The organism is Ectopseudomonas khazarica (genome assembly GCF_017915135.1).
Classification (GTDB): domain Bacteria; phylum Pseudomonadota; class Gammaproteobacteria; order Pseudomonadales; family Pseudomonadaceae; genus Aquipseudomonas; species Aquipseudomonas khazarica.
Map to the genome: position 1 here is coordinate 5,072,622 of NZ_CP068551.1, position 25,238 is coordinate 5,097,859.

A 25,238-nucleotide genomic window follows, 5' to 3' on the forward strand; every position below is an offset into this window, starting at 1 on the left:
ACCGGCGCAACCCGCTGCCGGCGCGGTGACGAATCCCCCGGACGGGCTCACGGCAGCGTGCCGCGCCCGTTCAGCCGGTCTGGCCCATGACCAACTGCAGGTGTTCGGGGGCGATCTCGCTGGCGCCGGCCAGCAGCAGCGCGAAGTGAATGACGTTCTCCAGCTCGCGGGTATTGCCCGGCCAGCGATGCGCCTCCAGCACGGCCTGGGCCTGCTCGCCGAGTGCGGGAATCGCCAGACCCAGGCGCAGGGCATGGATGCCGAGGAAGTATTCGGCCAGCGGCAGGATGTCGCCGACCCGCTCGCGTAGCGCGGGAAAATGCAGCTGGCCGTCGCACAGATACGCATACAGGCCTTCGTCGAAGGTTCCTGCAGCCACTGCACGGGCCAGGTCGATGCTGCTCGCGGCCAGCAGGCGCACATCCACCGGTGTCGCCTGGCTGGCACCGACGCGGTACACCTCGCGGGTCTCCAGCGCCGCCAGCAGCTTGCGCTGCAACGCGCGCGGCAGGTCGGCGATCTCGTCCAGATAGAGGGTGCCGCCATGGGCCGAACCGAACCAGCCGGCCCGGCTGCCGGCACCACCGGCATGGGCACCGCCGACGTGGCCGAACAGTTCGGCCTCACCCCACCGCGGGCTGATCGTCGCGGCGCTCAGGGCCACGAACAGGCCGCCGCGTTCGCTGTGCCGGTGGATGTAGCGGGCCAGCAGCTCCTTGCCGGTGCCGGTCTCGCCCCGGATCAGCAGCGGCTGATGCCCCGGCGCCAGGGCGTCGGCCCGCTCGCGCAGCTGACGCGAACGCGGGTCGACGAACACCAGCGCCTTGGCCCGGATGCTCAGGGGGTTCTGCGGCGCATCGGCGAAGGTCAGCGGCGGCGCATTCAATGTAGGCGGCATGGCCAGGACTCCAGTACGGGGCGGCTCACCCGAGAAGAAAAAGGAAGCGGGCGGCTGCCTGGCCCGGCCCCACCCCGAAAACTCAGGCGCGCCGGCGTTGCTGCTGCTCGATGCGGTTCTGCAGGCGATAGAGATGAGCGAAGCCCTGCTCCCAGTGATGATGCCCGGATTTCACGTTGATATGCCCCACCCCGCTGAGCACCACTGCGTCGCTGCCCCAGTGACGCGCCATCTCGACGGCGCGTGCGGCGCTGGCGGCAGGATCGTTGTCGGAGCCGATCAGCTGACTGGGAAACGGCAGCAGGTCACGCGGCAGCGGCGCGAAGTTCTGCAGCGGCTCAGGGCAGCCTGGGCGCTCCACGTCCGCCGGCGCCACCAGCAGCGCACCGCGTACCCGGCGCAGCAGCTCCAGCGGCGCCTGCTGCGCCCAGTGGGCGACGGTCACGCAGCCCAGGCTGTGGGCGATGAGGATCGCGGGGCGTGGATCGGCGGCCACCGCCCGATTCAGTTCGGCGACCCAGTCGGCGCGCTGCGGGCTGGCCCAGTCCTGCTGCTCGACCCGTGTACTGTTCGGCAGGCTGCGCTGCCAGTGGCTCTGCCAGTGCTCGGCGGACGAGCCCTGCCAGCCTGGCAGGATCAGATAACGGATTGCTTCGCTGCGCATGGTCGGCGCCTCCTGAGTCGAATGGCCCCAGTCTAGGCAGAAGCTTGCAAGCACAAAAAGAATAAGAATTCATTTGCTTATGCAAAAAACACCGGAGCAAACATCGCCGTCTAATATTCTTTTTCGATCTATAAATGTTCTTAAACATTATTTTTAAGAATATTAGCGCCTCCCTACTATCCGCTCCACGCCAACGGCGGTCGCCGTCCACCGTCATGGCGCCCATCCACAAGGAGCCTGGAAATGACTGCGACGCTGAGACACCTCGAAGGCCAGGATGACGCCAGCATCCTGCGCGAGATCCAGACCGCCCTGCAGGGCCTGAAATTCGGCGCGGTGGAAATCACCGTGCACAACGGCCAGGTCGTGCAGATCGAGCGCAAGGAAAAGATCCGCCTGCAACAACCGAACACCAAGAACTGACCCATGATGCAGCCCGACCGGACCACCGGAGGGCTACCGCCAACACCCGCACCCAATCCGTGAGGAGCTGCACCATGTCCATTCGCCGTTTCGCCCTGGCCACGCTGGCCAGCAGCCTGATCGCCGGCCCGGCCGCCGCCGCGCCGCTGCTCAACGTGTCCTACGACCCGACCCGCGAGCTGTACGTCGAGTACAACGCCGCCTTCAACGAATTCTGGCAGGCCCAGGGCAACCCGGCCGTGACTATCCAGCAGTCCCACGGAGGCTCGGGCAAGCAGGCCCGCGCGGTGATCGACGGCCTGCGCGCCGACGTGGTGACCCTGGCGCTGTCCGGCGATATCGACGCGATCAACCACAACCAGACGCTGATCGACCCGAACTGGCAGGCACGCTTGCCGGACAACAGCACGCCCTACACCTCGACCATCGTGTTCCTGGTGCGCAAGGGCAACCCGAAGCAGATCAGCGACTGGGACGACCTGGTCAAGGACGGCGTCGAAGTCATCACGCCGAACCCGAAGACCTCCGGCGGCGCGCGCTGGAACTTCCTCGCCGCCTGGGCCTACGCCCGCCAGCAATACGGCAGTGAAGAGCAGGCGCTGGCGTTCGTCACCGAGCTGTACCGTCACGCCCCGGTGCTGGATACCGGCGCCCGTGGCGCCACCATCAGCTTCGTCCAGCGTGGCCTGGGCGACGTGCTGCTGGCCTGGGAGAACGAAGCCTACCTGTCGCTGGCCGAGGAAGGCGGCGACCAGCTGGAGATCGTCACCCCGTCGCTGTCGATCCTCGCCGAACCACCGGTGGCCGTGGTCGATGCCAACGTCGACCGCAAGGGCACCCGCGCCATCGCCGAAGCCTATTTGCAACACCTGTACAGCGAGGAAGGCCAGCGCATCGCGGCGAAGAACTTCTACCGTCCGCGCAACGAAAAGGTGGCAGCCGAGTTCAAGGAGCAGTTCAAGGATCTGCACCTGGTCACCATCGACAAGGACTTCGGTGGCTGGAAACAGGCGCAGCCGAAGTACTTCGACGATGGCGGCGTGTTCGACGACATCTTCCAGAAGATCAACCAGTGATCCGAGCGCCCCGGCGTGCCACCTGATAACCGGTGGCACGCCGTGCCGTGGACCTGCACAAAAGGACTGACCATGTCTCGTCGAACTTCCCCGGTCATACCCGGCTTCGGGCTGACGCTGGGCTACAGCATCAGCTACCTGGCGTTGATCGTGCTGATCCCGCTGGGGGCGATGCTGCTCTTCTCGCTGCAGCTCAGCGCCGAACAGTGGTGGCGCCTGCTCGGCAACCGCCAGTTGCAGTTCTCGCTGCAGCTGTCGTTCGGCACCGCGCTGGCCGCCGCCCTGCTCAACGGCATTCTCGGCACCATCATCGCCTGGGTGCTGGTGCGCTACAGCTTCCCCGGCCGGCGCATCATCGACGCCATGGTCGACATGCCCTTCGCCCTGCCCACCGCCGTGGCCGGCATCGCCCTGACCGCGCTGTACGCACCCAACGGCCTGCTCGGCTCGCTGCTCCCGTTCAAGATCGCCTATACCCCGCTGGGCATCACCCTGGCGCTGGTGTTCGTCACCCTGCCGTTCGTGGTGCGCACCCTGCAGCCGGTGCTGGCGGACATCCCCAGGGAGGTCGAGGAGGCCGCCGCCTGCCTCGGCGCCAGGCCACTGCAGGTGTTCCGTCACGTGCTGCTGCCGAGCCTGCTGCCGGCCTGGCTGACCGGCTTCGCCCTGGCCTTCGCCCGTGGCGTCGGCGAGTACGGCTCGGTGGTGTTCATCGCCGGCAACATCCCGCTGCAGACCGAGATCCTGCCGCTGCTGATCGTCGCCAAGCTGGATCAGTACGACTATCCCGGCGCCACTGCCATCGGCGTGATCATGCTGCTGGTGTCATTCGTCCTCCTGCTGCTGATCAACCTGCTGCAGCGCCGCATCCAGCCGCCCATCTGAGGAGCCGTCATGAGCCTTGCAACCCTTGGCCGGCAGGCCGCTGCGCGCCCCGCCAGTCGCTCGCCCGGCGCCATTGCGCTGATCGTCATCGCCTGGACGGTATTCGCCGTCATTCTCCTGTTGCCGCTGTACATGGTGCTGACCCAGGGCCTGAGTCGCGGCCTGGCGTTCTTCTGGGAGGCGATCCGCGAGCCGGACGCCATCGCCGCCCTGCAACTGACCCTGCTGGCCACCGCCATCTCGGTGCCGCTGAACCTGGTGTTCGGCGTCGCGGCCGCCTGGGCGGTGAGCAAGTTCGAGTTTCGCGGCAAGAGCCTGCTGGTCACCCTGATCGACATGCCGTTCTCGGTGTCGCCGGTGGTCGCCGGACTGATCTACGTGCTGCTGTTCGGCTCGCAGAGCCTCTTCGCGCCGTACCTGGACAGGCACGACCTGCAGATCGTCTACGCCGTGCCGGGCATCGTCCTGGCCACCCTGTTCGTCACCTTTCCCTTCGTCGCCCGCGAGCTGATCCCGCTGATGGAGCAGCAGGGCAGCACCGAGGAAGAGGCTGCGCGCCTGCTCGGCGCCAGTGGCTGGCAGATGTTCTGGCATGTCACGCTGCCTAACGTAAAATGGGCGCTTATCTACGGCGTGGTCCTGTGTACCGCCCGTGCGATGGGCGAATTCGGTGCGGTATCGGTGGTCTCCGGGCATATCCGCGGTTACACCAACACCCTGCCGCTGCACATCGAGATTCTCTACAACGAGTACAACATCGTCGCCGCCTTCAGCGTCGCGATCCTGCTGCTCGTGATGGCCCTGGTGGTGCTGCTGCTTCGCCAGTGGAGCGAGGCGCGCCTGAGCCGCCAGCTACAGGCCAACCGAGAAGACTGACAGCCGTCACGCCGCCAGGAGCGGCATGGCCCACGGAACAACCAGGAACATCAGCCATGAGTATCGAAGTCAAAGGCGTCAACAAACGGTTCGGCCAGTTCACGGCGCTGAACGACATCAATCTGAACATCCAGAGCGGCGAGCTGGTGGCCCTGCTCGGCCCGTCCGGTTGCGGCAAGACCACCCTGCTGCGCATCATCGCCGGCCTGGAAACCCCGGACAGCGGCAGCATCGGCTTCCACGGCGAGGACGTGTCCGACCACGACGTGCGTGATCGCAACGTCGGCTTCGTGTTCCAGCACTACGCCCTGTTCCGCCACATGACGGTGTTCGACAACGTCGCCTTCGGCCTGCGCATGAAACCCAAGAGCGAGCGCCCGAGCGAGGCGAAGATCGCCGAGAAAGTGCATGAACTGCTCAATCTGGTGCAGCTCGACTGGCTCGGCGACCGCTATCCGGAGCAGCTCTCCGGTGGCCAGCGCCAGCGTATCGCCCTGGCCCGCGCACTGGCGGTGGAACCCAAGGTGCTGCTGCTCGACGAACCCTTCGGCGCCCTCGATGCCAAGGTGCGCAAGGAGCTGCGCCGCTGGCTGGCGCGCCTGCACGAGGAAGTGCACCTGACCAGCGTGTTCGTCACCCATGACCAGGAAGAGGCGATGGAAGTGGCCGACCGCATCGTGGTGATGAACAAGGGCGTGATCGAACAGATCGGCTCGCCTGCGGAGGTCTACGAATACCCGGCCAGCGATTTCGTCTACCACTTCCTCGGCGATGCCAACCGCCTGTACGTGGGCAGCGATCACCATGTGCTGTTCCGCCCGCACGAAGTGGATCTGTGCAGCGAACCGGCCGCCGATCACCAGGCCGGTGAAGTGCGCGACATCCGCCTGCTCGGCGCCATCACCCGCATCACGCTCAAGGTGGAAGGCCAGGACGAGCTGATCGAAGCCGAGGTGGCCAAGGACCACGCCAGCCTGGACAACCTCGCGCGCGGCACCACGCTGTACTTCAAGCCCAAGGGTGGCAAGCCGGTCAGCGCCCAGGCCTGAGCGCCGCGAACGGTTCCAGCGCCTACTCCAGGGCGATCGCCATGATCGCCCTGCGCCCCCCTGGCGAGACCTGCAGCGCACGCGAGCCCTGACTGCGCCGCAGCCAGCCTTCAGCCTCGCACAGCGCCAGCAATGCAGCGCCCAGCGCCCCACCCAGATGCGGCTTGCGCTCGCTCCAGTCGGGGCAGGCGCAGAGCCGCTGACGGCGCTGCCGTTGCACCTGGGGCCAGTCGATGCCCAATGCCTGCAGGCGCTGCTCACCCATCGCGGTGATGGCCAGCGTGCCGTCCTGCTGCGCCAGCCAGCCGGCCGCACACATGCGCGCGAAGACCCCCACCGCCAGCTCACCGGCCAGGTGGTCATAGCAGGTGCGCGCCTCACGCATCGCCTGCGGCGTACCCCGCGACGCCGGCACAGGACGCGACTGGCGCGGCTGTGCGGCGAGCGCCGCACTGGCCAGCGCCTCCACCAGTTGCCCCACTTCCGGGCCGGCCAGGCGGTAATAGCGATTGCGCCCATGGCGCTGCTGCACCAGCAGGCCGCCTTCGACCAGCTTGGCCAGGTGCGCGCTGGTCGAGGATGGCGACAACCCGGCCAGCAGCGCCAGCTCGCCGGCAGGGCGTGCGCTGCCGTCCATCAGCGCCCAGACCATGCTGGCGCGCCCGGCATCGGCGAGCAGCGCGGCGATCGAACTGAAACCCGGTGCGTATTCCATAATTCACCTCATGACGAAACATGGCGTGCATGACACGTGAATACTGGCAGGCAACGTCAACCAGAGCCAGCCAGGGAGAAACCCGATGCTCGCCGTGATCTTCGAAGTACAGGCCCGACCAGGCCAGCAGCAGGACTATCTCGACCTCGCCGCCGGGCTGCGCCCGCTGCTCGCCAGGCAACCCGGCTTCATCTCCATCGAACGTTTCCAGAGCCTCAGCGAACCGGGCAAGATCCTCTCGCTGTCGTTCTGGCGGGACGCCGCCTCGGTCGAAGCCTGGCGCCAGCACCAGGAGCACCGCGAGGCGCAGACGGCGGGGCGCGAAAGCGTCTTCGCCGACTATCGCCTGCGCGTGGCCCAGGTGCTGCGCGACTACGGCCTGCACGAGCGCGAGCAGGCCCCCGCCGACAGCCAGGCCATGCACCACAGGGGAGCCGCACGATGACCGAGTACCTGCCACTGATCCTCGCCACCTTCCTGCTCGCCGGCATGGTCAAGGGCGTGGTCGGCCTCGGCCTGCCCACCATCGCCGTGGGCCTGCTCGGCCTGCTGATGGCGCCCTTGCAGGCCGCCGCGCTACTGATCATCCCCTCGATGGTGAGCAACATCTGGCAGCTGTGCGACGGCCGCAGCCCGCTGCCGATGCTGCGCCGTCTGTGGCCCATGTTGCTGGGTATCGTCGCCGGCACGCTGCTGGTCGCCGCTGCGCTGCACAGCCTCGACCTGCCCGGCGCCAGCCGCTGGCTTGGTGCGGCACTGGTGCTCTATGCCGTGCTCGGCCTGGCCAGGGTGCAGGTGCGCGTCACCGCGCGATACGAGTCCTGGCTGGCGCCACTGATCGGCGCCGTCACCGGGGCGATCACCGCCGTCACCGGCGTCTTCGTCATCCCTGCGGTGCCCTACCTGCAGGCCATCGGCCTGGAAAAGGACGACCTGATCCAGGCCCTCGGGCTTTCGTTCAGCGTCTCCACCCTGGCCCTGGCGGCGGCGCTCGGGCACAGCGGCGAACTGTTGCAGCCGGCGGTGCTGGGCCTTTCGGCCCTGGCCCTGCTGCCCGCCCTGCTGGGCATGGCCGCCGGCCAGTGGCTGCGCAAGCGCATCAGCGCCGAGCGCTTCAAACGCTGGTTCTTCGTCGGCCTGCTGCTGCTCGGCAGCGAACTGGCCCTGCGCGGCTTCTGAGCGCAAGCGTCAGATGGCGGCCGCCTGCGAGTGGCGGAGGCCGAACCACTGCAGCTCGGCCAGCAGCGCCACCGCCAGCGCCTGGGCGATGACGAAGGCGTAGCCGAACAGGTTCGGCGACAGCCAGCCGATCAGCAGCACCAGCAGGCTGTCGATCACCCACAGGGCATTGACCGCGATGACCGCCCAGACGACCTGGCGGCTGATCTGCTGGCGGTTGGACAACCACACCAGCAGCGCGGCGAATGGCAACAGGGCGCTGCCGGCGACCAGCAACAGCAGGCGCGGCAGTTCGAGGAAGGCGCCCAGCCAGCCGGCCGCCAGGACCAGCAGCAGGCCGGTGACGCCGCTGAGCAGGCCGTCGAGCAACAGCGCATCACGCAGCATGGGGTTGGGTTGCAGTACGTTCATGGCAAGTTCTCCACAGGGAGCACCGGGGTGGTGCCTGGCCTACAGACTTCGCCGAAACGCACGGGCCGTCGATTACCTATCAGGTAATGGCCGACATGACCTGGCTGGACTATCGTGCTGGCCATGACTACGAACTCCCAGACCGCCGGCGCCCTGTTGCGCCAATGGCGCCAGCGGCGCCGCCTGAGCCAGCTCGACCTCGCCTGCGAGGCGGAGATATCCACCCGCCACCTGAGCTTCGTCGAGACCGGCCGCGCACAACCCAGCCGCGACATGCTGCTGCACCTGGCCGAGCAGCTGGAGATTCCCCTGCGCGAGCGCAACCGCCTGCTCAGCGCCGCGGGATTCGCCCCGCTATACAGCCAGCACGACCTCGCCGACCCGGCGCTGGAGCCGGCGCGCCAGGCCATCGACCAGTTGCTCAAAGCCCATGAACCCTATCCCGCCCTGGCCATCGACCGGCAGTGGAACCTGCTCGCGGCCAACGCCTCGGTCGGCCCCTTTCTCGTCGGCGTGGCAGACGCCCTGCTCGGCCCGCCGCTCAACGTGCTGCGCCTGTCCCTGCACCCCGAGGGGCTGGCCCCGCGCATCGTCAACCTGGCGCAGTGGCGCGCGCACCTGTTGCTGCGCCTGCACCGCGATGCCGAGATCAGCGGCGACCCGCAGCTCCTGGCCCTGCACGAGGAACTGCGGACCTACCCGGCGCCGGAGGATGAGGGCGAAGCCTCTGCCGAGACGGTCCTGATGCCGGTGCAACTGCGCACCGAAGCCGGCGTGCTGAGCATGATCAGCACCACCACCGTGTTCGGCACACCGAACGACGTGACCCTGGCCGAGCTGGCCCTGGAAACCTTCTTCCCGGCCGACGCCTTCAGTGCCGAGTACCTGCGCAACCTGGCAAAAGCCCCCGAACGGTAGCGATTTCCGACGAAATCACTCTTTCGGGTCATGCTCGCTCCGGCATGACGCAGTAGTCTTGACGCTGTGTCATTGACGCCGCCCCGCTCAAAACAATAACAAGGAGCACCCGGATGCGCTGTAAAGCACTGCTACGCCATGCCTTTCTCTGGTCGCTGGGCCTCTTCGTCGGGCTCTCGCCCATGGCCTTCGCCGAGGCCGTCAGTCCGCAGGAACAGATCCAGATTCACGCCTGCCGCGCGACCAGCAGCCTGATGCTGTTACGTGGCGAGGGCTTCCAGAAGGTCCATCGACAGCGCCTGGAGGCCGACCTGGCCGCTCTGGCCGGCGCCATGCAGAGCCTGCCGCAGGGCAGCAGCGAGCTCACCAGCGCCCACCACGCCCTCGTTACCCAACTGCGCAACGGTGTTTCCTATGGCCCCGGTGACGAGAACGTGCCCTGGCGCTTCCCGGAGGACCTCAGTCGCGCCTTGCGTGATTTTCTCGCGGCGGCCAGGGGGCTGCCGGGGGCGCCAGGGCAGAGCGAACTGGCGGCGAAGGTCGAGTACCTGGGGGTGCAGTACCTCGCCCGCTCCTACCTGGGCACCTTCGAGATCGCCCGCGAGCACCCCGACACCTACCTGGGCCAGGACGAACGCCTGCTGCTGCCGGCCATCGACCAGGAACTGCACGCTCTGGATGCCAAGGCGGACCCGCAGGTGAACAAGCTGCAGACCCGCTGGGGCTATCTGCGCGCCGCGCTGGCCGACATGAACAGCCAGAGCAACACGCTGGAGAGCGTGTCCGGCCGCCCCTTCGCACCGATCACCGTGGACCGCCACGCGCGCTCGCTGACCGCGCAGTGGATGGCGATGTTCTAGCCCAGCCGTGCCGGGTAGCCGCAGAAGCCGGCTCGTCGGCGCATGCGCCCGTCAGCCGGGCGACTCAGGCCAGGGCCTTCTTCTCGCGAATGCAGGTCGGCCCGGCGATTTCCACCACCGCGTGCTCGACCTCCTTGCGCAGGCCGAGCAGGAAGGCCAGCTCGGCCACCACGAACAGCGGGCCGACCATCAGCCCCATGACGTCATCGACGAACGCCGGCTTGCGCCCTTCGTAATAGTGGCCGACGAACTGGATGACCCAGCCGACCACGAACAGGCCGAGCCCCGCCGACAGCCACAACGCCGTGCCGGCCACCGCCAGCCCGGCAGCAGCCCACAGGCACAGCGCCAGCAGCAGGCTCATGACCAGACCGAAGCGGGTATCCAGGCGCAGGTAGAACAGCGCGGCGGCCAGCGCCACCAGGGTGGCGGGCGCCAGCCACAGGCCGAACAGCGCGAAACCCGGGCGCGAGAGCAGCACGGCGACCGCCAGCACGATCATCGGGATGCCGATGAAATGGCTGGCGATGTTGCGTCGGTCGCGGTGGTAGGCGGCATACTGGGCCAGGTGATCGACGAGGGTTTTCATTGTTATCGTCCTCAGCAGGGGAACAGGCCCCGCCATGATCACCTCGCGCCGGCGCATCGCTCTGTCGCCTAGCCGACAATGACATCGACGGCCACAGCGCCCTACAGGAGCCGACATGCCCGACCCTCGCACCTACGCCAGCCTGCTGAACCAGGGCCACTGGTTCGCCGCGCTGCCTGCGGCGCTGAGCCAGACCCTGCTGCAGATGGCCAGGGTGCAGCGCCTGGATGCCGGCCAGCGGCTGTTTCGCCGTGGCGACAGACCCAGCGGCCTGTACGCGGTGGTCGAGGGCGCGGTGCGCGTCGGCGCCATCGGCGAGAACGGCAAGGAAGCCCTGCTGACCCTGGTCGAGCCGCCGTACTGGTTCGGCGAGATCTCCCTGTTCGACGGCCTGCCGCGCACCCACGATGCCTTCGCCGAAAGCGCCAGCACCCTGCTGTTGCTGCCACAGGCCGAGCTGCTCGCCCTGCTCGAACGCCAGCCGCAGCACTGGCGCGATTTCGCCCTGCTGATGAGCCACAAGCTGCGCCTGGCCTTCATCGCCCTGGAAGACATGAGCCTGCTGCCGGCCGCGCCACGCCTGGCCAGGCGCCTGCTGCTGATCGCCGAGAACTACGGCGAGAGCGAGCCGCGCCGGGTGCTGCACCTGGCCCAGGAACAACTGGCGCTGATGCTCTCGCTGTCGCGCCAGACCACCAACCAGATCCTCAAGGAGCTGGAGGCCCAGGGCGTCGTGCGCCTGACCTACGGCGAGATCGAGATTCTCGACGTCGAGCACCTGCGCCAGCTGGCCTCCTGAACCGCTGGCGCCCTGCCACTGTCCAAGCCCTGTCTCTCATCCTGCAGGAAGCCTCATGCCCGACAACCTCCACACGCCACTGCCCGCGGTGCTGGCCGGCCCGCTGCTGCGCCGCCTGGAGCCCGGCCGCCTGGTGCTGTGGCTGGTGGCCAGTCGCGAGCTGAGCCTGCAACTCTGGCTGCACCCCGACGGTGAGGAGCCGCGCACCCTGGCCCTCGACGCGCATTGCCAGCAGCTGCCGCTGGGTCGGCATGCGGTCCTGCATCTGCTCGACGTGCCCATCGAGCGCGCCCTGCCCCAGGATGTGCGCGTCGCCTATGACCTGCAGATCATCGCGGCTGACGGGACGTGCGGCATGGCCGACTGGGCGGCGCACCTGCTCCACGACGGCGCCGAGCACGCCGATTTCGTCCTGCGTGCACGGCTCGACCAACTGCTCCACGGCTCCTGCCGCAAACCGCACCATGCCGCCGACGATGGCCTGCTCTGCGCCGACCGCCTGCTGGCCGAGCCGCACGACGCCACGCAGCGCCCGGCCCTGCTGCTGATGAGCGGCGACCAGGTGTACGTGGATGACGTCGCCGGGCCGATGCTGTGCGCCATCCACCAGTTGATCGCCCGCCTCGGCCTGTTCGACGAGCAGCTCGAAGGCGCGGTGGTCGAAGACAGCCAGGCGCTCTACGCCGATCCGGTGGGCTACTACAGGCGGGCCGAGCTGCTGCCCGAGATCACCAGCAACCAGACCCTGCGCGACAAGTTCTTCGGCGGCGTGAAGAAACCGATCTTCACCAGCAGCAGCGCCGACAACCACCTGGTGACCTTCGCCGAAATGATCGCCATGTACCTGCTGGTCTGGTCGCCCGTGCCCTGGACGCTGATCGAGGAAACGCCCCCGCCACTGGACGAGCAACTCCAGCAGCGCTACGCCGACGAACGTCAGCGCATCGCGGCATTCCGCCAGGGGCTCGGCCAGGCCGCCCGCGTGCTGGCCCACCTGCCGACGCTGATGATCTTCGACGACCATGACGTCACCGACGACTGGAACCTGTCCGCGCGCTGGGAACAGACCGCCTACGGCCATCCGTTCTCCCGGCGCATCATCGGCAACGCCCTGCTCGCCTACCTGCTGTGCCAGGGCTGGGGCAACGACCCGCAGGCGTTCGCCGAGCCGCTGCGGGCCTGCCGCGACCTGCTCCTGCAACGCCAGGCGGACGACCACCTGCAGGCCAAGACGCAGGACGCGCTGATCGGGCAGCTGCTGGAGTTCCAGCACTGGCACTACGTGCTGCCGACCACCCCGGCGCTGCTGGTGCTCGACACCCGCACGCGGCGCTGGCGCAGCGAAGGTCATCTGTCGAAGCCCTCCGGGCTGATGGACTGGGAAGCGCTGTGCGACTTCCAGCAGGCGCTGCTCGATCACCCCAGTTGCATCATCGTCTCCGCTGCGCCGATGTTCGGCGTCAAGCTGATCGAAGGTATCCAGAAGCTGTTCACCTACGCCGGCCATCCGCTGCTGGTCGATGCCGAGAACTGGATGGCCCATCGCGGTGCAGCCAGCGTGATGATGAACATCTTCCGCCACTCGCGCACGCCTGGGGACTTCGTCATCCTCTCCGGCGACGTGCACTACTCCTTCGTCTACCGGGTGAGCATCCGCCTGCGCCGCAACAGTCCCACCATCTGGCAGATCACCAGCAGCGGCATCAAGAACGAATTCCCGCACAGGCTGCTGGACTGGTTCGACCGCCTCAACCGCTGGCTCTATGCCCCCTGGTCGCCACTCAACTGGCTGACCAAGCGCCGGCGCATGCGCGTCACCCCGCTGATCCCCGACCGCAGCCGCTCGGGCGAGCGGCTGTGGAACGGCGCCGGCCTCGGCCAGGTGTTCTTCGACGCGCAGGGCCGTCCCGAACGCATCCTGCACCTCAATGCCGACGGCTCGAAACCGGTGACCTTCGTCGCCGAGCGCGACGAAGATCCGGCAACGGTGGCGCAGCTCAGCTCTGCGCGTCGAACTGCAGCTCCGGAGGACGGCGGCGAAAGCCTCCGGTGAGCCAGGTCAGGTACAGGCCACCGAGCACCAGCCAGCTGCAGCCGAGCATGATCGCCAGGCGATCCAGGCTGACCATCAGCCATAGTGTCGCCAGCAGACCGAGCAGCGGGCACAGCAGGTAGCGCAGCACCTGCAGCGGCCCCCGCGCCTGCGGTTGGCGGGCGAAGTGGACGATCACCGAGAGGTTGACCAGGCTGAAGGCGAGAAAGGCGCCGAAGTTGATGAAGGAGGTCGAGGTGGTGACGTCCAGCTTCAGCGCCAGCAGGGCCACGACCGCGCACACCAGGATGGCGCCCACCGGGGTGCCGAAACGCGGGCTCAGGGTGCCCAGCAAGGCCCGCGGCAGCACGCCGTCACGGCCCATGGCGAACATCAGGCGCGAGGCGCTGGCCTGGGCCGACAGGCCCGAGGTGAACTGGCCGACGATCAGACCGATCAGAAACACCGACACGAACAGGTCGCCACCGATGTTGCGGGCGATCTCGTAGGCCGCCGCATCGCTGCTCTCGAACAGCGTCGAGGGATGCGCCAGCTGCACGAAGTAGGCGGTGACCACGAAGATCAGGCCACCGATCAGGGTGATCAGCAGGATGGCTCGCGGAATGGTGCGCTGCGGTTCGTGGGTCTCCTCGGTCAGGGTGCTGACCGCATCGAAGCCGAGGAAGGAGTAACAGGCGACCGCCGCGCCAGCCATGACCAGCGACAGGTTCATGCCCTCGCCCAGGAACGGCTCCAGCGACCACAGCGGCTTGCTCGCATCACCCAGCACGTAGTGCACGCACAGCGCGACGAAGGCCAGCAGGACGAGGAACTGCACCAGCATCAGCACGCCGTTGATGCCCTTGGCCAGGCGCAGACCGACCACGTTGATCTGGCTGGTCAGCACAATGAAGGTCAGCACCCACAGCGCCTGTGGCAAGCCGGGGAAGGCCGAGTGCAGGTAGGCCGCACCGATCAGCCAGATGGCCATGGGCAGGAACAGGTAATCGAGCAGCACCGCCCAGCCGGCGATGAACCCCAGGTGATCATTGATGCTGCGGCGCACGTAGCTGTAGGCCGAACCGGCCACCGGGAACAACCCGGCCATGCGGGCGTAGCTGAGTGCCGTGAAGACCATCGCCAGCGAGGCGGCGACATAGGCCGCGGGCACCGCACCACGGGTGATCTCGGCGAGGATGCCGAAGGTGCCGAGGACGATGATCGGTGTCATGTAGGCGATGCCGAACAGCACCACCGCTCCCAGTGAAAGGGATCGTTGCAGACGAGCCATTGCTTGCTACTCCCGTTTTTTTGAAATTGTTATGGCAGAGCCGAAGTCGGCGAAAGAAAGGCGCGGCGAGGCCGCACGGGCGCTTCTGCGGCGCCCGTTCAGGGGAAATCAGGGAATCAGCAGCTCACGCAGGCCGCTGTCATGCTCGACACGCTGGCCAGGCAGCGGCATGCGTCGCTCGTCCAGGTAGCGATAGTCGCGACGGGCCTCGGCCAGGCGCTGCATGTCCAGTTCGATGACCTGCCGGCAGGGTTCGCGCCCCGCCTCCAGCAGCAGGCCGCCGCCGGGCTCGACCACCGCGCTGCCGCCGGCGAACACCAGGTTGCCGTCACCCTCGCCGACGCGGTTGACCATCACCGCGTAGGCCTGGTTCTCCATCGCCCGCGCCATGATCGCGGTGCGATGGGTCGGCCCGTAGGGGTCCATGTTGCCGTTGGTGACGATCAGCAACTCGGCGCCCAGCTCGCCCAGGGCCCGGGCGCTTTCCGGAAACTCGATGTCGAAGCACACCAGCAGACCGACGCGCACACCGTCGAGCAGCGTCGTGGCGTAGCGGTCGCCCGGGGTGAACACGCCCCGATCGGAGGCCCACAGATGGGTCTTGCGGTAAGTGAGGACGGTATCGTCGCCATCGATCAGCAGCGTGGTGTTGTAGAACACGCCGTTGTCGTTCTCGGCAATGCCGATGGCCACGGCCACCCCCCGCTCGGCGGCGGCGCGACGGACCGCCCGCAGGCTCGGGCCATCGAGTGGCTCGGCCAGGGCGGCGACGTTCTCCGCCGTGGGGAAGCCGGTCAGGTAGGTTTCCGGAAAGACCAGCAGGCGGGTTCCGGCCGCGCAGCCGGCGATGGCGTGCAACGCGGCAGCGAGGTTGTGGGCGGTATCGCCATCACGGCCAGCGAGCTGGACGAGTTCGACTTGCATGACAGGGCTCCGATTCTTGTTGTTGCACGACGCGTGGTGGCTACCCAGAATGCCGGCAGCCATCCGCCAGGGTTCGAGTATGGAGACAGGGGTGCCCGGGCGAAATCACGCATGCGGGGTAACCCCCCGGGGGTAGAGGCATGACCATGACCTTGCACGACATCGCCTTCCATCGCAGCGTCGCCGAGCTGATCGACGCGCTGCCGGGCCCTCACTTCTGGCGTGCCCTGCAGCGCACCCTGAGCCAGTACGTGGCGCACGACAGCTGGGTGGCGCTGGTCTTCAGCGAGGGCCGCCCGCAGGTGCTGGCCGAGTGTAGCGGCAATGATGGCGAGCCCGACCTGCTGTTCCAGGACTACCTGCGCGGCCTCTACCTGCTCGACCCCTTCTACATCGCCAGCCGCGAAGGCCGCCGCGACGGCCTGGTGCGCCTGGGCGAGGTGGCGCCGGAGTGCTTCGAGCAGACCGATTATTACCAGCGCTACTTCCGCCTCAACGTGGTCGCCGACGAAGTGCAGATCAACCTGGCCCTGCCGGGCGAACGCACCCTGTGCCTGTCACTGGGCTCACGCCAGGCCTTCCGCCCCGAGCAGATCGCCCTGCTCGGCCTGGTGCAGCCCTGGGTCACGGCGCTGATGCGCCAGCGCCTGGCCTTCGAGCCGGAGCCCGGCGAACCGAGCGCGCCCCCGCCCTGGCAGGAGCGCCTGGAGCAGATGGCGCGGCACGTGGAGACCGCCCTGACCGGCCGCGAGCTGGAAGTGGTGCGGCTGATGCTCAGCGGCCACTCCAGCAAGGAAGTGGCGCGCAAGCTGGCGATCTCGGCGGAGACCGTGAAGGTGCACCGCAAGCATGTCTACAGCAAGCTGGGGATCAAGTCGCAGTCGGAGCTGTTCGCCCTGTTCCTCCAGGCGCAGGGCGGCTGACGTCCCAGTCCCGGACCGCGCATGGGCGGCGCGGTCACGGGCTGGCCTCCGGTTCCGCCTGCTCTTCACGCCGGTACGCCCAGCGATACAAGGCCGGCAACACCAGCAGCGTCAATGCGGTGGACGACAGGATGCCGCCAATCACCACGGTCGCCAGCGGTCGCTGCACTTCGGCACCGGTGCCGGTGGCCAGGGCCATCGGCACGAAGCCCAGCGACGCCACCAGGGCCGTCATCAGCACCGGGCGCAGGCGCTGCAAGGCCCCTTCGGTGACGGCTCGCTGCAGGCCCATACCTTCCTCACGCAAGTTGCGGATGAAGGAAATCATCACCAGGCCGTTGAGCACCGCCACCCCCGACAGGGCGATGAAGCCGACCCCGGCGGAGATCGACAGGGGAATGTCTCGCAGCCACAACGCCATGACACCCCCGGTCAGGGCGAAGGGGATGCCGGTGAACACCAGCAGGCCATCGCGCAGATTGTTGAACATCATGAACAGCAGCATGAAGACCAGCAGCAGGGCGACCGGCACCACCACCTGCAGGCGCCTGGCGGCGGACTGCAACTGTTCGAACTGCCCGCCCCAGTTGGTCCAGTAGCCGGCGGGCAGCTTCACGTCGCGGCGAATCTTCGCTTCGGCTTCCTCCACGAAGGAGCCGATATCGCGCCCACGCACGTTGGCGCTGACCACCACCAGGCGCTTGCCATTCTCGCGGCTGACCTGGTTGGGGCCGGGCGCCAGTTCCAGCCGGGCCACTTCCGCCAGGGCGATGAAGCCGACGCTGGTGGCGGCCCCGGCGGCCGGCACGGGGATCAGCAGACGCGACAGGCCGTCGATGTCGGTGCGCAGGTCTTCCGGCAGGCGCACCACCAGATCGAAGCGGCGATCGCCCTCGAACAGCGTGCCCGCCCGGCGGCCACCCACGGCAACGGCGACGGTGTCCTGGATGTCACCGACGTTCAGGCCATAGCGCGCCGCCTTGTCGCGGTCGATGGCCACGGTCAGCACCGGCAGGCCACTGGTCTGCTCGGCCTTCACCTCGGATGCTCCCGCGATGCTGCCCAGGGCCTGCGCCACGTCGGCAGCCATGCGGTTGAGCACGTCCCTGTCGTCACCGAAGATCTTCACCGCGACGTCGCTGCGCACGCCGGAAATCAGCTCGTTGAAACGCAGCTGGATCGGTTGCGACAGCTCGTAGTTGCTGCCCGGCACCAACTCGGCGGCGGCCTGCAGTTCGGCGATCAGGGTTTCCCGCGACTTGTCCGGGTCAGGCCACTGCTCACGCGGCTTGAGCATCACGTAGCTGTCGGAAATGTTCGGCGGCATCGGGTCGGAGGCGATCTCGGCCGTGCCGGTGCGGGCGAAGACGCGCTGCACCTCCGGCACCTGGGCCAGCAGGGTCTGCTCCAGGCGCATCTGCATCTCCACCGACTGGGTCAGGCTGGTGCCGGGCACGCGCAGCGCCTGCAGGGCGAAGTCACCCTCGCTCAGGCTGGGGACGAACTCGCTGCCCATGCGCGAGGCCAGGAAGCCGGAGAACAGCACCAGCACCAGGGCGGCGCCGAAGGCCTGCAGGCGATAGCGCATGACCCACTGCAGTACCGGCTCGTAGGCACGCCGGGCGATGCGCATCAGCGCGTTTTCCTCTTCCTTCACCTTGCCGGTGACGAACAGGGCGATCGCCGCCGGGACGAAGGTCACCGAGAGAATCATGGCGCCGAACAGCGCAGTGACCACGGTGAAGGCCATGGGGTGGAACATTTTGCCCTCGACCCCGGTCAGGGCGAAGATCGGCAGGTACACCACCATGATGATCAGCTGGCCGAAGATCAGCGCGCGGCGCGCCTCCCTGGAGGCGGCGAACACTTCGTGCAGGCGCTCGCTGCGGGTCAGCTCGCGACCGTGCTTGTGCTGCGCGTGGGCCAGGCGGCGAATGGCGTTCTCGACGATCACCACCGCACCGTCGACGATGATGCCGAAGTCCAGTGCCCCGAGGCTCATCAGGTTGGCACTGACCTTGTTGCCGAACATGCCGGTGAAGGTGAACAGCATCGACAGCGGAATCACCATGGCCGTGATCAGGGCGGCACGGATGTTACCGAGGAACAGGAAGAGGATGACGATCACCAGGATCGCGCCCTCGATCAGGTTCTTCTTCACCGTGGCGATGGCCTTGTCCACCAGGTTGGTGCGGTCATACACCGTCACCGCCACCACCCCTTCGGGCAGCGAGCGGTTGATCTCCTCCAGCCGCGCGGCCACGGCCTGGGATACGCTGCGGCTGTTCTCGCCGATCAGCATGAACACCGTGCCCAGCACCACCTCGCGGCCGTTCTCGGTGGCGGCGCCGGAACGCAGCTCACGCCCGAGCATCACCTGCGCCACGTGACTGACGCGAATCGGCGTGCCATCGACGTTGGCCACCACGATGTTGGCGATGTCCTCCAGCGTGCCCAGCTGGCCGGGGGCCCGCACCAGCAGCTGCTCGCCGTTGCGCTCGATGTAGCCGGCGCCGACGTTGGCATTGTTGCGTTCCAGCGCCAGCAGCAGTTCGCCCAGCGTCAGCTTGTAGGCGGCCAGGCGCTTGGGATCGGGGGCGATCTGGAACTCCTTGGCGAAGCCACCGATGCTGTTGATCTCGGCCACGCCAGGCACCGTGCGCAGTTGCGGCTTGATGATCCAGTCCTGGATCACCCGCAGATCGGTCGGCGTATAGGGCGTACCGTCCTCCTTGAGGGCGCCCTCCTCGGCCTCCACCGTCCACAGGAAGATCTCGCCCAGGCCCGTGGAAATCGGCCCCATGGAGGCCTCCACCCCCTCGGGCAACTGCTCCTTGGCAGCCTGCAGGCGCTCGTTGACCAACTGCCGGGCGAAGTAGAGGTCGGTGCCATCCTCGAAGATCACCGTCACCTGCGACAGCCCCGAGCGCGACAGCGAGCGGGTCTGCTTCAGGTGCGGCAGGCCGGCCATGGCCGTCTCGATGGGAAAGGTGATGCGCTGCTCGGTTTCCAGCGGCGAGAAACCATCGGCAGCGGTGCTGATCTGCACCTGCACGTTGGTGATGTCGGGAACGGCGTCGATCGGCAGCTTCTGATAGCTGGCCACACCTACCCCGGCCATCGCCAGCACGGCCAGCAGCACCAGAAAGCGCTGCTCGATGGCGAATTGAATGATGCGCTCAAACATGAGGAATACTCGTCGGTGAGGGTCAGTGCGCGTGCTCGGCGCTGGCCTTGCCCAGTTCGGACTTGAGAATGAAGCTGCCGGCAGCCGCCACCCGCTCCCCGGCCTTCAGCCCCTCGGGTACCTCCACGAAGCCGTCGCTGCGGCTCCCCAGCGTCACTGCACGAACGTCGAAACCCTCGTCGGTGCGCACGAAGACACTGCTCTGCTGCTCGACCTCCTGCACGGCCGAAAGCGGGATCACCGCCCTGGCCGCATGGCGTTCGGTGGCCAGGGCGACGGAGACGAACAGGCCGGGGCGCCATACGCCATCGGCGTTGTCCAGGGTGATGCGGCCCGTGGCCGTGCGCGTCTGCTCACCCAGCAGGCGGCTGACATAGGCGACCTTGGCGGTCGTCTCGCGCCCCAGTTCGGGAGCGATGACGCGCACGTCCTGGCCGACCCTGACCTGCTCCAGGTCGCGCGGAGACACGCTGAAAGTGACCCACACGCGGTTCAGGTCGGCCACGGTGAAGGCCGCACTGCTGTCGCCCACGACCTCGCCCGGCACCAGGTGCTTTTCCACCACCACACCGGCAAAGGGGGCACGCAGCTCGTAGCGACTGCCGTCGCCGGCATCGCCCTGGGGATCGAGGGTCCTGCCCTTCTGCCGGGCGTTGGCCAGGGCGATCTGCGCCTCCTGCAGCGCCTGCCTGGCCTGCAGGTAATCCTGTTCGGCGGAGATGCCGTCCTGCCACAGCTGGCGCTCACGCTCGAAGGTGGTGCGCGCCAGCTCGAGGCGCCGTGAGGCCGCCGCCAGTTCGCTGCGCAGCTCGGAAACCTGCTGGCTGACGATCACCGCCAGCGCCTCGCCAGCCGCCACCTTCTGCCCCAGGCCGACCAGCACCCGCTCGACCACCCCGGCACTGGGCGGTACCACGTGCGCCGTGCGCTCCTCATCGAAATTCACTTCGCCAGGAAGCGAGATATAGGTGCTCATGCTGCGTGCCTGCGCTTCGGCGAGCTCGATACCGGCAGCGGCGATCTGCACGTCGCTGAGCAGCAGCCCACCCTCCTCGGCATGCCCCTCTGCCGCCTCATCGCCTTGCGCATGACCATCGCCGTCCTCGGCATGCTCCTCGCCCGCACTCGCGGCCTGCGCCGCGCCGAGCGGATTGACCCCGGTCGCGTAGCCCTTGTCGCTTTCCGCCAGTCGATGCCCCATGTCCGCAGCGAACTGCCCACCGTTGTAGAACAGCGCCCCACCCACAAAACCCACGGCCATGGCGGCCGTGATGGCAACACCGAGCTTCTTCTGCATGAACAACCCCAAACAGTGATCAGCGCCGGCATCGCACCGGCCCTGGTGACAAGGATTCAGTACCCATCCGTACCGGCGGAGAGATCGCCATAGATGCGTTCGAGCCGGACCCAGGCGGCCAGCGCTTCGTCGAGCGCCAGCAGGTAGCGCGAGCGGACGTCGATCAGGGTGCGCTGGGCATCGAGCACGTCGATGAAGGCGAACTTGCCCATCTGGAACCCCCGCGTGGTGCTCTCCAGCGCCTGGTCGGCGGCGCCCAGCAAGCCGTCCTCGAAACTGCGAATCGCCCTCTGCGCCGTGCGCCATTGCTGGTGAGCCTGCTGCACCTCGCTGCGCAGGCGCAGCTGCGCCGCATTGCGCAGGTCGCGCGCCTGCTCGGCGCGCCGCGAGGCGGCCAGCACGTTGCCCTGATTGCGGTCGAACAACGGCAACGGCATGGACAGCCCGAGCAGATTCACCCGCTCGCGATCCTCACGGCTGTACTGGCTGCCGAGGCTGACCCTGAGATCGGCAATGCGCCGACTCTTCTCCACCGCGATGGCGGCCTCCTGGCGCTCGATCTCGATCTGCGCCAGACGCATCGGCGCGGCACTGTCCAGACGGCGCAACAGCTCCGTCACACCCGGTAACGCGGGCAGGCTGGCGGCATCGCCGCTCAGCTCCAGCTCATCCGCGCTGGCCTGCGGGCCGATGACCGCCAGTAGCTGGCTCATGGCATTGCGCCGTTGATCGCGGGCACGCGCGGTTTCCAGGCGCACCTCGTCGAACTGCAGGCGGGCCCGTGCGACCTCCAGCGGGGACGCCTTGCCCGCCTTGACTCGCGCCTCGACCACCGCGACGCCACGCTCACTCAGCGCTTGTGCCTGTTCGGCCAGGGTCTGGCGCATCGTCGCCAGCAACGTCCCCTGAAATGCCGCCACCACCTCGGCACGCAGTTCGTTGCGCAGTTGCTCCTGGCCTATCGAGGCGCTGTCGATACCGCGCTCGGCCAGCTCGATACGGGCACCGCGCTTGCCCCCCAGTTCGATCGGCTGGCTGATCTGTAGCGTGGTGGTCCGCGTCGCACTGCGCGTGTCCTCCACCTCCCAGGACAACTCCGGGTTGGGCAGCACCCCGGCCTGCCTGCGCTCGCCCTCGGCAATGCCGGCGTTGCGTTCACCGGCCAGCAGCGACGGGTTGCCTTGCAGGGCTCGCTCCCACGCCTGGCTCAGCGTGATCGCTGTCGACGCACTGGCCTGGCCCAGGGGGAACACGAAAGCAGCGGCCAGGACCCATACTTCAGCAACTTTCGAATATCGCCTCGACAAGGGTTTTTCCTCCACACCGATATAAATCCGCAGACATGCGTGCACGTCTCGGCAAACTTCATTCGGTGCAGAATTTAGGCAGCCCCACCTATCGACGGAGTGACTGCGAAATTACAAATCCGTAATACTCGGCCACAGGATAATGCCCTGTATTAACATGCACCCCGCACATAACAGAGCACTCGGCAAGTTACAAATAGACATATATGAACTTCGCGAAACCACACGCGAAAACAGGCCTATAAGTTCATGTAACGCCTTGAAACAAAGGGCCTTCCTTGACTCTGTAGCCACTTCAAGGTTCATCATTTCGCGCCCGAACATAACGCATCGATATCGCCATCCTCGACAACAACCGCGACTCGAAAAACTCCATATCCATCTCACCAAGGTTATCCAGCGTATGCGAATCCTGATCGTTGAGGACGAGCTTAAAACTGCCGACTATCTCCACCAGGGCCTGAGCGAAAGTGGTTATATCGTCGATATTGCAACCAACGGTGTCGACGGCCTGCATATGGCAGCGCAGTCTGCCTACGAGTTGGTCATACTCGATGTCGACCTGCCGGAAATCGACGGCTGGGGAGTACTCGCCAGTATCCGCCGCAACAGCCGCACCCCGGTGATGATGCTGACCGCACGCGGCCGGCTGGCCGACAAGCTGAAAGGCTTCGACTCCGGCGCCGACGACTATCTGGTCAAGCCATTCGAGTTTCCCGAACTGCTGGCCAGGGTCCGCTCGCTCCTGCGGCGTGGCGAACAACCGAGCGTGCCTGACGTCCTCAAGGTCGACGACCTCGAACTGGACCCGGCCCGTCATCGCGCCTACCGCAGCGAACAGCGCATCGACCTGACCACCAAGGAGTTCGCCCTGCTGCACCTGCTGATGCGCCGCAGCGGTGAGGTGCTCTCGCGCACCCAGATCATTTCCCTGGTCTGGGACATGAATTTCGATTGCGACACCAATGTCGTGGAAGTCTCGATCCGGCGCCTGCGTGCGAAGATCGACGACCCCTTCGAGAACAAGCTCATCCACACCTTGCGCGGTGTCGGCTATGTGCTGGAGGCCCGTTCATGAGGCCCGCCCGGCTGTCGGGCCAGCTCAGCCTTTCCGTCGCCCTGCTGGGTTTGCTGCTGGTTGCGCTGCTCAGTGCCCTGGCCTACTTCTCGCTGAGCCGACAACTCGACGGCATCGCGACACAGAACCTCGAGGACAAGCTGCAGCAGGTTCGCCATGCCACCCGCGAAGTCGCCTTGCGTCCCGAAGTGGGCGACCAGATCCACAACATCAGGGACCTGATCAAGGGCCACGACAACCTCTCGCTCATCCTGTATGACGATGGCCCTGAGCCGCGTGTCCTGTTGCGCCAGGGCAACCTGGCGGACCTGCCACCGCTGTCGAAGAGTTCGAGCGAGGCCGTGCGTTTCGAGCGCTGGCAAGACGCCCTGGGCAATGAACGGATGACGGCCTCGCAGCTGATGGTACGCAAGGATGGGACACGCATCCGAGCCGTACTCACCCTCGACCGCGCCAGCGATCAGGCACTGCTGCGCGCCTACATCGAATCCACGCTGATCGCCCTGCCTCTCGTGCTGCTGCTGATCGCTGCAGGCGCCGGATGGATAGCCCATCGCGGTCTCAGCTCGCTGCATCAGTTCCGCAGGATCGCCGAGCGCATATCGACTCAGGACCTGAGCCACCGCCTGCCGCTGGAGAATCTGCCCCGCGAGCTTCGTGAACTGGCCAGTGGCATCAACTTCATGCTCCATCGCCTGGACAGCGGCGTGCAGCAGCTCTCGCAGTTCTCCGATGACCTGGCCCACGAGCTGCGCACCCCCATCACCAACCTCATCGGCAAGGCGCAGGTGACGCTGTCGCGAGAACGGCCGCCCGAGCAGTACAAGCTGGTACTGGAGAACTGCACCGAGGAGCTCGGCCGGGTCACGCGTATCGTGTCGGACATGCTGTTCCTGGCCCATGTCAGCCATCCCGCCGCGCTGATTCCTTTCGAAGAGATCGCCCTGCACGAAGAAGCCCGAAAGGTCGCGGAACTCTTCGCCCTCATGGCCGAAGAGAAGCGCATCCTGCTCGACGTCGCCGGCCAGGCAACGATCGAGGGTGACCGCCTGATGGTGCAACGGGCCATCTCCAACCTGCTGTCCAATGCCATTCGCCACAGCCCGGAAGGGGCGACGGTGAACATGAGGATCAGCGCAGGGCCCTCGGAGGTGACGCTGGCGGTGAGCAACCCGGGTCCCGGCATCCCGCCCGAGCACCTGCCCAGGCTGTTCGAGCGTTTCTACCGGGTCGACCGCGGACGCTCGCGTGCCGACGGCGGCACCGGTCTGGGCCTGGCCATCGTGCGTTCGATCATGAGCCTGCATCAGGGCCAGGTTAACGTCAGCAGCATCGTGCACGAGAGCACCACCTTCACCCTCTACTTCCCCACTGTGGCTCGCCCCTGAGGCACCGCTAACGGCAGGCGCGGCCCAGGGACAGGCTGCACGCGTACGCGCAAGCCCCGGAAGAACCTGGCACCACCGGACTGATTCGATGCGTGAAGACGCCCGCCTGATAAGCGCCATAAAAAAGCGCCCCGAAGGGGCGCCAAAAACCATCTCTCAACCAAAGGAGCGGGAGCTACCAAGAGATGGGGACTGAAGAGGGGAAACGACGTGCGTTCAGTCACGCACTGCGTCGTTGTCGCCACTCTGAACAGGCGATGATGGCTGCTGCCCGGCGGCTCGATCGCCATGGATGCGCTGCTGGTTTTCACGGAACTGCTTGAGCGCATCGAGCGAGCGTTGCGAACCATCCTCCGCCGAGGCGAGCAGGCTGCTTGCACTCAGGAGAACGACGAACAGGAACTGGGTGAACACTTTCATGGGAACCTCGGACTGACTGAGCAAACGTGGAAACGAACGCTTCGAAGAC

The 25,238-nt window shown here is 66.9% G+C and carries 25 protein-coding genes; 14 read left to right on the plus strand and 11 right to left on the minus strand.

The annotated features are described in order from the left end of the window. Positions 1-70: 70 nt before the first annotated feature. Both JLK41_RS23840 and JLK41_RS23845 read right to left on the minus strand, forming a co-directional pair. Positions 71-898 carry a sigma-54-dependent transcriptional regulator gene (locus tag JLK41_RS23840; protein ID WP_210389987.1) on the minus strand — a complete coding sequence of 276 codons (828 nt, stop codon included), beginning with the start codon at positions 896-898 and terminating at the stop codon, positions 71-73. Between the two features lie 82 nt (positions 899-980). Then, on the minus strand, positions 981-1,562 hold the full coding sequence (locus tag JLK41_RS23845; protein WP_037051273.1) for an RBBP9/YdeN family alpha/beta hydrolase: 582 nt from the start codon (positions 1,560-1,562) through the stop codon (positions 981-983). A gap of 243 nt (positions 1,563-1,805) precedes the next feature. Between JLK41_RS23845 and oscA the strand changes: the two genes are divergently transcribed. The 5 genes from oscA (at position 1,806) to JLK41_RS23870 (ending at position 5,871) form a co-directional block, all read left to right on the plus strand. Continuing rightward, on the plus strand, positions 1,806-1,985 hold the full coding sequence (gene oscA, locus JLK41_RS23850) for a sulfur starvation response protein OscA (RefSeq protein WP_037051271.1): 180 nt from the start codon (positions 1,806-1,808) through the stop codon (positions 1,983-1,985). A 74-nt stretch (positions 1,986-2,059) separates the two neighbouring features. After that, entirely contained in the window at positions 2,060-3,061 is a 1,002-nt protein-coding gene (locus JLK41_RS23855) for a sulfate ABC transporter substrate-binding protein (RefSeq protein ID WP_210389988.1), read from the plus strand. Between the two features lie 72 nt (positions 3,062-3,133). After that, entirely contained in the window at positions 3,134-3,946 is an 813-nt protein-coding gene (gene cysT, locus JLK41_RS23860; protein WP_210389989.1) for a sulfate ABC transporter permease subunit CysT, read from the plus strand. A gap of 9 nt (positions 3,947-3,955) precedes the next feature. Then, positions 3,956-4,822 carry a sulfate ABC transporter permease subunit CysW gene (cysW, locus tag JLK41_RS23865; RefSeq protein ID WP_037051265.1) on the plus strand — a complete coding sequence of 289 codons (867 nt, stop codon included), beginning with the start codon at positions 3,956-3,958 and terminating at the stop codon, positions 4,820-4,822. A gap of 56 nt (positions 4,823-4,878) precedes the next feature. Continuing rightward, on the plus strand, positions 4,879-5,871 hold the full coding sequence (locus tag JLK41_RS23870) for a sulfate/molybdate ABC transporter ATP-binding protein (RefSeq protein ID WP_210389990.1): 993 nt from the start codon (positions 4,879-4,881) through the stop codon (positions 5,869-5,871). Positions 5,872-5,893: 22 nt separating this feature from the next. Here JLK41_RS23870 and JLK41_RS23875 read toward each other — a convergent pair whose 3' ends face one another. Next, positions 5,894-6,586, minus strand: a complete 693-nt coding sequence (locus tag JLK41_RS23875; protein WP_179555173.1) for an ArsR/SmtB family transcription factor — start codon at positions 6,584-6,586, stop codon at positions 5,894-5,896. An 85-nt stretch (positions 6,587-6,671) separates the two neighbouring features. Between JLK41_RS23875 and JLK41_RS23880 the strand changes: the two genes are divergently transcribed. Together JLK41_RS23880 and JLK41_RS23885 are read left to right on the plus strand one after the other, a co-directional pair. Beyond that, on the plus strand, positions 6,672-7,031 hold the full coding sequence (locus tag JLK41_RS23880) for an antibiotic biosynthesis monooxygenase family protein (RefSeq protein WP_037051250.1): 360 nt from the start codon (positions 6,672-6,674) through the stop codon (positions 7,029-7,031). Continuing rightward, positions 7,028-7,765: a sulfite exporter TauE/SafE family protein gene (locus JLK41_RS23885; RefSeq protein ID WP_210389991.1), complete on the plus strand. Its 738-nt coding sequence runs from the start codon at positions 7,028-7,030 to the stop codon at positions 7,763-7,765. The genes JLK41_RS23880 and JLK41_RS23885 overlap by 4 nt, the downstream gene beginning before the upstream one ends. A gap of 9 nt (positions 7,766-7,774) precedes the next feature. Here the strand turns inward: JLK41_RS23885 and JLK41_RS23890 are convergent, their stop codons facing one another. Further along, positions 7,775-8,176, minus strand: coding sequence for a hypothetical protein (locus JLK41_RS23890; protein WP_037051248.1), 402 nt, complete (start codon positions 8,174-8,176; stop codon positions 7,775-7,777). Positions 8,177-8,299: 123 nt separating this feature from the next. Between JLK41_RS23890 and JLK41_RS23895 the strand changes: the two genes are divergently transcribed. Next, entirely contained in the window at positions 8,300-9,094 is a 795-nt protein-coding gene (locus JLK41_RS23895; protein WP_210389992.1) for an MmyB family transcriptional regulator, read from the plus strand. Between the two features lie 113 nt (positions 9,095-9,207). Continuing rightward, entirely contained in the window at positions 9,208-9,954 is a 747-nt protein-coding gene (locus JLK41_RS23900) for a hypothetical protein (RefSeq protein ID WP_047587131.1), read from the plus strand. Positions 9,955-10,018: 64 nt separating this feature from the next. On the opposite strand, the gene JLK41_RS23905 is transcribed toward JLK41_RS23900, so the two are convergent. Further along, complete coding sequence (locus JLK41_RS23905) at positions 10,019-10,543, minus strand: Mpo1 family 2-hydroxy fatty acid dioxygenase (RefSeq protein WP_037051246.1); 525 nt, start codon at positions 10,541-10,543, stop codon at positions 10,019-10,021. Between the two features lie 115 nt (positions 10,544-10,658). Here JLK41_RS23905 and JLK41_RS23910 point away from each other — a divergent pair, with 115 nt between their 5' ends. Then, positions 10,659-11,342 carry a Crp/Fnr family transcriptional regulator gene (locus JLK41_RS23910; protein WP_210389993.1) on the plus strand — a complete coding sequence of 228 codons (684 nt, stop codon included), beginning with the start codon at positions 10,659-10,661 and terminating at the stop codon, positions 11,340-11,342. 55 nt (positions 11,343-11,397) lie between these two features. After that, positions 11,398-13,395, plus strand: coding sequence for a metallophosphoesterase family protein (locus tag JLK41_RS23915; protein WP_210389994.1), 1,998 nt, complete (start codon positions 11,398-11,400; stop codon positions 13,393-13,395). Here the strand turns inward: JLK41_RS23915 and JLK41_RS23920 are convergent. Then, a complete protein-coding gene (locus JLK41_RS23920; RefSeq protein WP_210389995.1) occupies positions 13,340-14,665 on the minus strand; it encodes an APC family permease in 1,326 nt (441 codons plus the stop codon). The two genes, JLK41_RS23915 and JLK41_RS23920, sit on opposite strands and share 56 nt — an antisense overlap. Before the next feature lie 108 nt (positions 14,666-14,773). Continuing rightward, positions 14,774-15,589: a carbon-nitrogen hydrolase family protein gene (locus JLK41_RS23925; protein ID WP_210389996.1), complete on the minus strand. Its 816-nt coding sequence runs from the start codon at positions 15,587-15,589 to the stop codon at positions 14,774-14,776. A gap of 140 nt (positions 15,590-15,729) precedes the next feature. Here JLK41_RS23925 and JLK41_RS23930 point away from each other — a divergent pair, with 140 nt between their 5' ends. Continuing rightward, positions 15,730-16,512: a helix-turn-helix transcriptional regulator gene (locus tag JLK41_RS23930; RefSeq protein ID WP_210389997.1), complete on the plus strand. Its 783-nt coding sequence runs from the start codon at positions 15,730-15,732 to the stop codon at positions 16,510-16,512. Positions 16,513-16,546: 34 nt separating this feature from the next. Here the strand turns inward: JLK41_RS23930 and JLK41_RS23935 are convergent, their stop codons facing one another. The 3 genes from JLK41_RS23935 to JLK41_RS23945 are packed head-to-tail and all read right to left on the minus strand — an operon-like array spanning position 16,547 to position 22,249. Beyond that, positions 16,547-19,699, minus strand: a complete 3,153-nt coding sequence (locus tag JLK41_RS23935; RefSeq protein WP_210389998.1) for a CusA/CzcA family heavy metal efflux RND transporter — start codon at positions 19,697-19,699, stop codon at positions 16,547-16,549. A 22-nt stretch (positions 19,700-19,721) separates the two neighbouring features. Next, positions 19,722-20,996: an efflux RND transporter periplasmic adaptor subunit gene (locus tag JLK41_RS23940; RefSeq protein ID WP_210389999.1), complete on the minus strand. Its 1,275-nt coding sequence runs from the start codon at positions 20,994-20,996 to the stop codon at positions 19,722-19,724. Between the two features lie 56 nt (positions 20,997-21,052). Next, the gene (locus JLK41_RS23945) at positions 21,053-22,249 is read right to left on the minus strand and encodes a TolC family protein (RefSeq protein WP_244976454.1); all 1,197 of its coding nucleotides are present in this window, start codon (positions 22,247-22,249) and stop codon (positions 21,053-21,055) included. A gap of 457 nt (positions 22,250-22,706) precedes the next feature. On the opposite strand from JLK41_RS23945, the gene JLK41_RS23950 reads away from it, so the two are divergent. Both JLK41_RS23950 and JLK41_RS23955 read left to right on the plus strand, forming a co-directional pair. Then, positions 22,707-23,381 carry a heavy metal response regulator transcription factor gene (locus JLK41_RS23950; RefSeq protein WP_037051233.1) on the plus strand — a complete coding sequence of 225 codons (675 nt, stop codon included), beginning with the start codon at positions 22,707-22,709 and terminating at the stop codon, positions 23,379-23,381. Next, positions 23,378-24,769 (plus strand): heavy metal sensor histidine kinase, encoded by a 1,392-nt coding sequence (locus JLK41_RS23955; RefSeq protein ID WP_210390001.1) that lies wholly within the window; start codon positions 23,378-23,380, stop codon positions 24,767-24,769. The genes JLK41_RS23950 and JLK41_RS23955 overlap by 4 nt, the downstream gene beginning before the upstream one ends. A gap of 216 nt (positions 24,770-24,985) precedes the next feature. Here the strand turns inward: JLK41_RS23955 and JLK41_RS23960 are convergent, their stop codons facing one another. After that, positions 24,986-25,189, minus strand: coding sequence for a hypothetical protein (locus JLK41_RS23960; protein WP_208651156.1), 204 nt, complete (start codon positions 25,187-25,189; stop codon positions 24,986-24,988). Positions 25,190-25,238 lie beyond the last annotated feature (49 nt).

Excerpts from the sequence above, each read along its gene's own strand:
- JLK41_RS23840 (WP_210389987.1), bottom strand. The coding sequence starts at position 898 with ATGCCGCCTACATTGAATGCGCCGCCGCTGACCTTCGCCGATGCGCCG.
- JLK41_RS23845 (WP_037051273.1), bottom strand. The coding sequence starts at position 1,562 with ATGCGCAGCGAAGCAATCCGTTATCTGATCCTGCCAGGCTGGCAGGGC.
- oscA (WP_037051271.1), top strand. The coding sequence starts at position 1,806 with ATGACTGCGACGCTGAGACACCTCGAAGGCCAGGATGACGCCAGCATC.
- JLK41_RS23855 (WP_210389988.1), top strand. The coding sequence starts at position 2,060 with ATGTCCATTCGCCGTTTCGCCCTGGCCACGCTGGCCAGCAGCCTGATC.
- cysT (WP_210389989.1), top strand. The coding sequence starts at position 3,134 with ATGTCTCGTCGAACTTCCCCGGTCATACCCGGCTTCGGGCTGACGCTG.
- cysW (WP_037051265.1), top strand. The coding sequence starts at position 3,956 with ATGAGCCTTGCAACCCTTGGCCGGCAGGCCGCTGCGCGCCCCGCCAGT.
- JLK41_RS23870 (WP_210389990.1), top strand. The coding sequence starts at position 4,879 with ATGAGTATCGAAGTCAAAGGCGTCAACAAACGGTTCGGCCAGTTCACG.
- JLK41_RS23875 (WP_179555173.1), bottom strand. The coding sequence starts at position 6,586 with ATGGAATACGCACCGGGTTTCAGTTCGATCGCCGCGCTGCTCGCCGAT.
- JLK41_RS23880 (WP_037051250.1), top strand. The coding sequence starts at position 6,672 with ATGCTCGCCGTGATCTTCGAAGTACAGGCCCGACCAGGCCAGCAGCAG.
- JLK41_RS23885 (WP_210389991.1), top strand. The coding sequence starts at position 7,028 with ATGACCGAGTACCTGCCACTGATCCTCGCCACCTTCCTGCTCGCCGGC.
- JLK41_RS23890 (WP_037051248.1), bottom strand. The coding sequence starts at position 8,176 with ATGAACGTACTGCAACCCAACCCCATGCTGCGTGATGCGCTGTTGCTC.
- JLK41_RS23895 (WP_210389992.1), top strand. The coding sequence starts at position 8,300 with ATGACTACGAACTCCCAGACCGCCGGCGCCCTGTTGCGCCAATGGCGC.
- JLK41_RS23900 (WP_047587131.1), top strand. The coding sequence starts at position 9,208 with ATGCGCTGTAAAGCACTGCTACGCCATGCCTTTCTCTGGTCGCTGGGC.
- JLK41_RS23905 (WP_037051246.1), bottom strand. The coding sequence starts at position 10,543 with ATGAAAACCCTCGTCGATCACCTGGCCCAGTATGCCGCCTACCACCGC.
- JLK41_RS23910 (WP_210389993.1), top strand. The coding sequence starts at position 10,659 with ATGCCCGACCCTCGCACCTACGCCAGCCTGCTGAACCAGGGCCACTGG.
- JLK41_RS23915 (WP_210389994.1), top strand. The coding sequence starts at position 11,398 with ATGCCCGACAACCTCCACACGCCACTGCCCGCGGTGCTGGCCGGCCCG.
- JLK41_RS23920 (WP_210389995.1), bottom strand. The coding sequence starts at position 14,665 with ATGGCTCGTCTGCAACGATCCCTTTCACTGGGAGCGGTGGTGCTGTTC.
- JLK41_RS23925 (WP_210389996.1), bottom strand. The coding sequence starts at position 15,589 with ATGCAAGTCGAACTCGTCCAGCTCGCTGGCCGTGATGGCGATACCGCC.
- JLK41_RS23930 (WP_210389997.1), top strand. The coding sequence starts at position 15,730 with ATGACCATGACCTTGCACGACATCGCCTTCCATCGCAGCGTCGCCGAG.
- JLK41_RS23935 (WP_210389998.1), bottom strand. The coding sequence starts at position 19,699 with ATGTTTGAGCGCATCATTCAATTCGCCATCGAGCAGCGCTTTCTGGTG.
- JLK41_RS23940 (WP_210389999.1), bottom strand. The coding sequence starts at position 20,996 with ATGCAGAAGAAGCTCGGTGTTGCCATCACGGCCGCCATGGCCGTGGGT.
- JLK41_RS23950 (WP_037051233.1), top strand. The coding sequence starts at position 22,707 with ATGCGAATCCTGATCGTTGAGGACGAGCTTAAAACTGCCGACTATCTC.
- JLK41_RS23955 (WP_210390001.1), top strand. The coding sequence starts at position 23,378 with ATGAGGCCCGCCCGGCTGTCGGGCCAGCTCAGCCTTTCCGTCGCCCTG.
- JLK41_RS23960 (WP_208651156.1), bottom strand. The coding sequence starts at position 25,189 with ATGAAAGTGTTCACCCAGTTCCTGTTCGTCGTTCTCCTGAGTGCAAGC.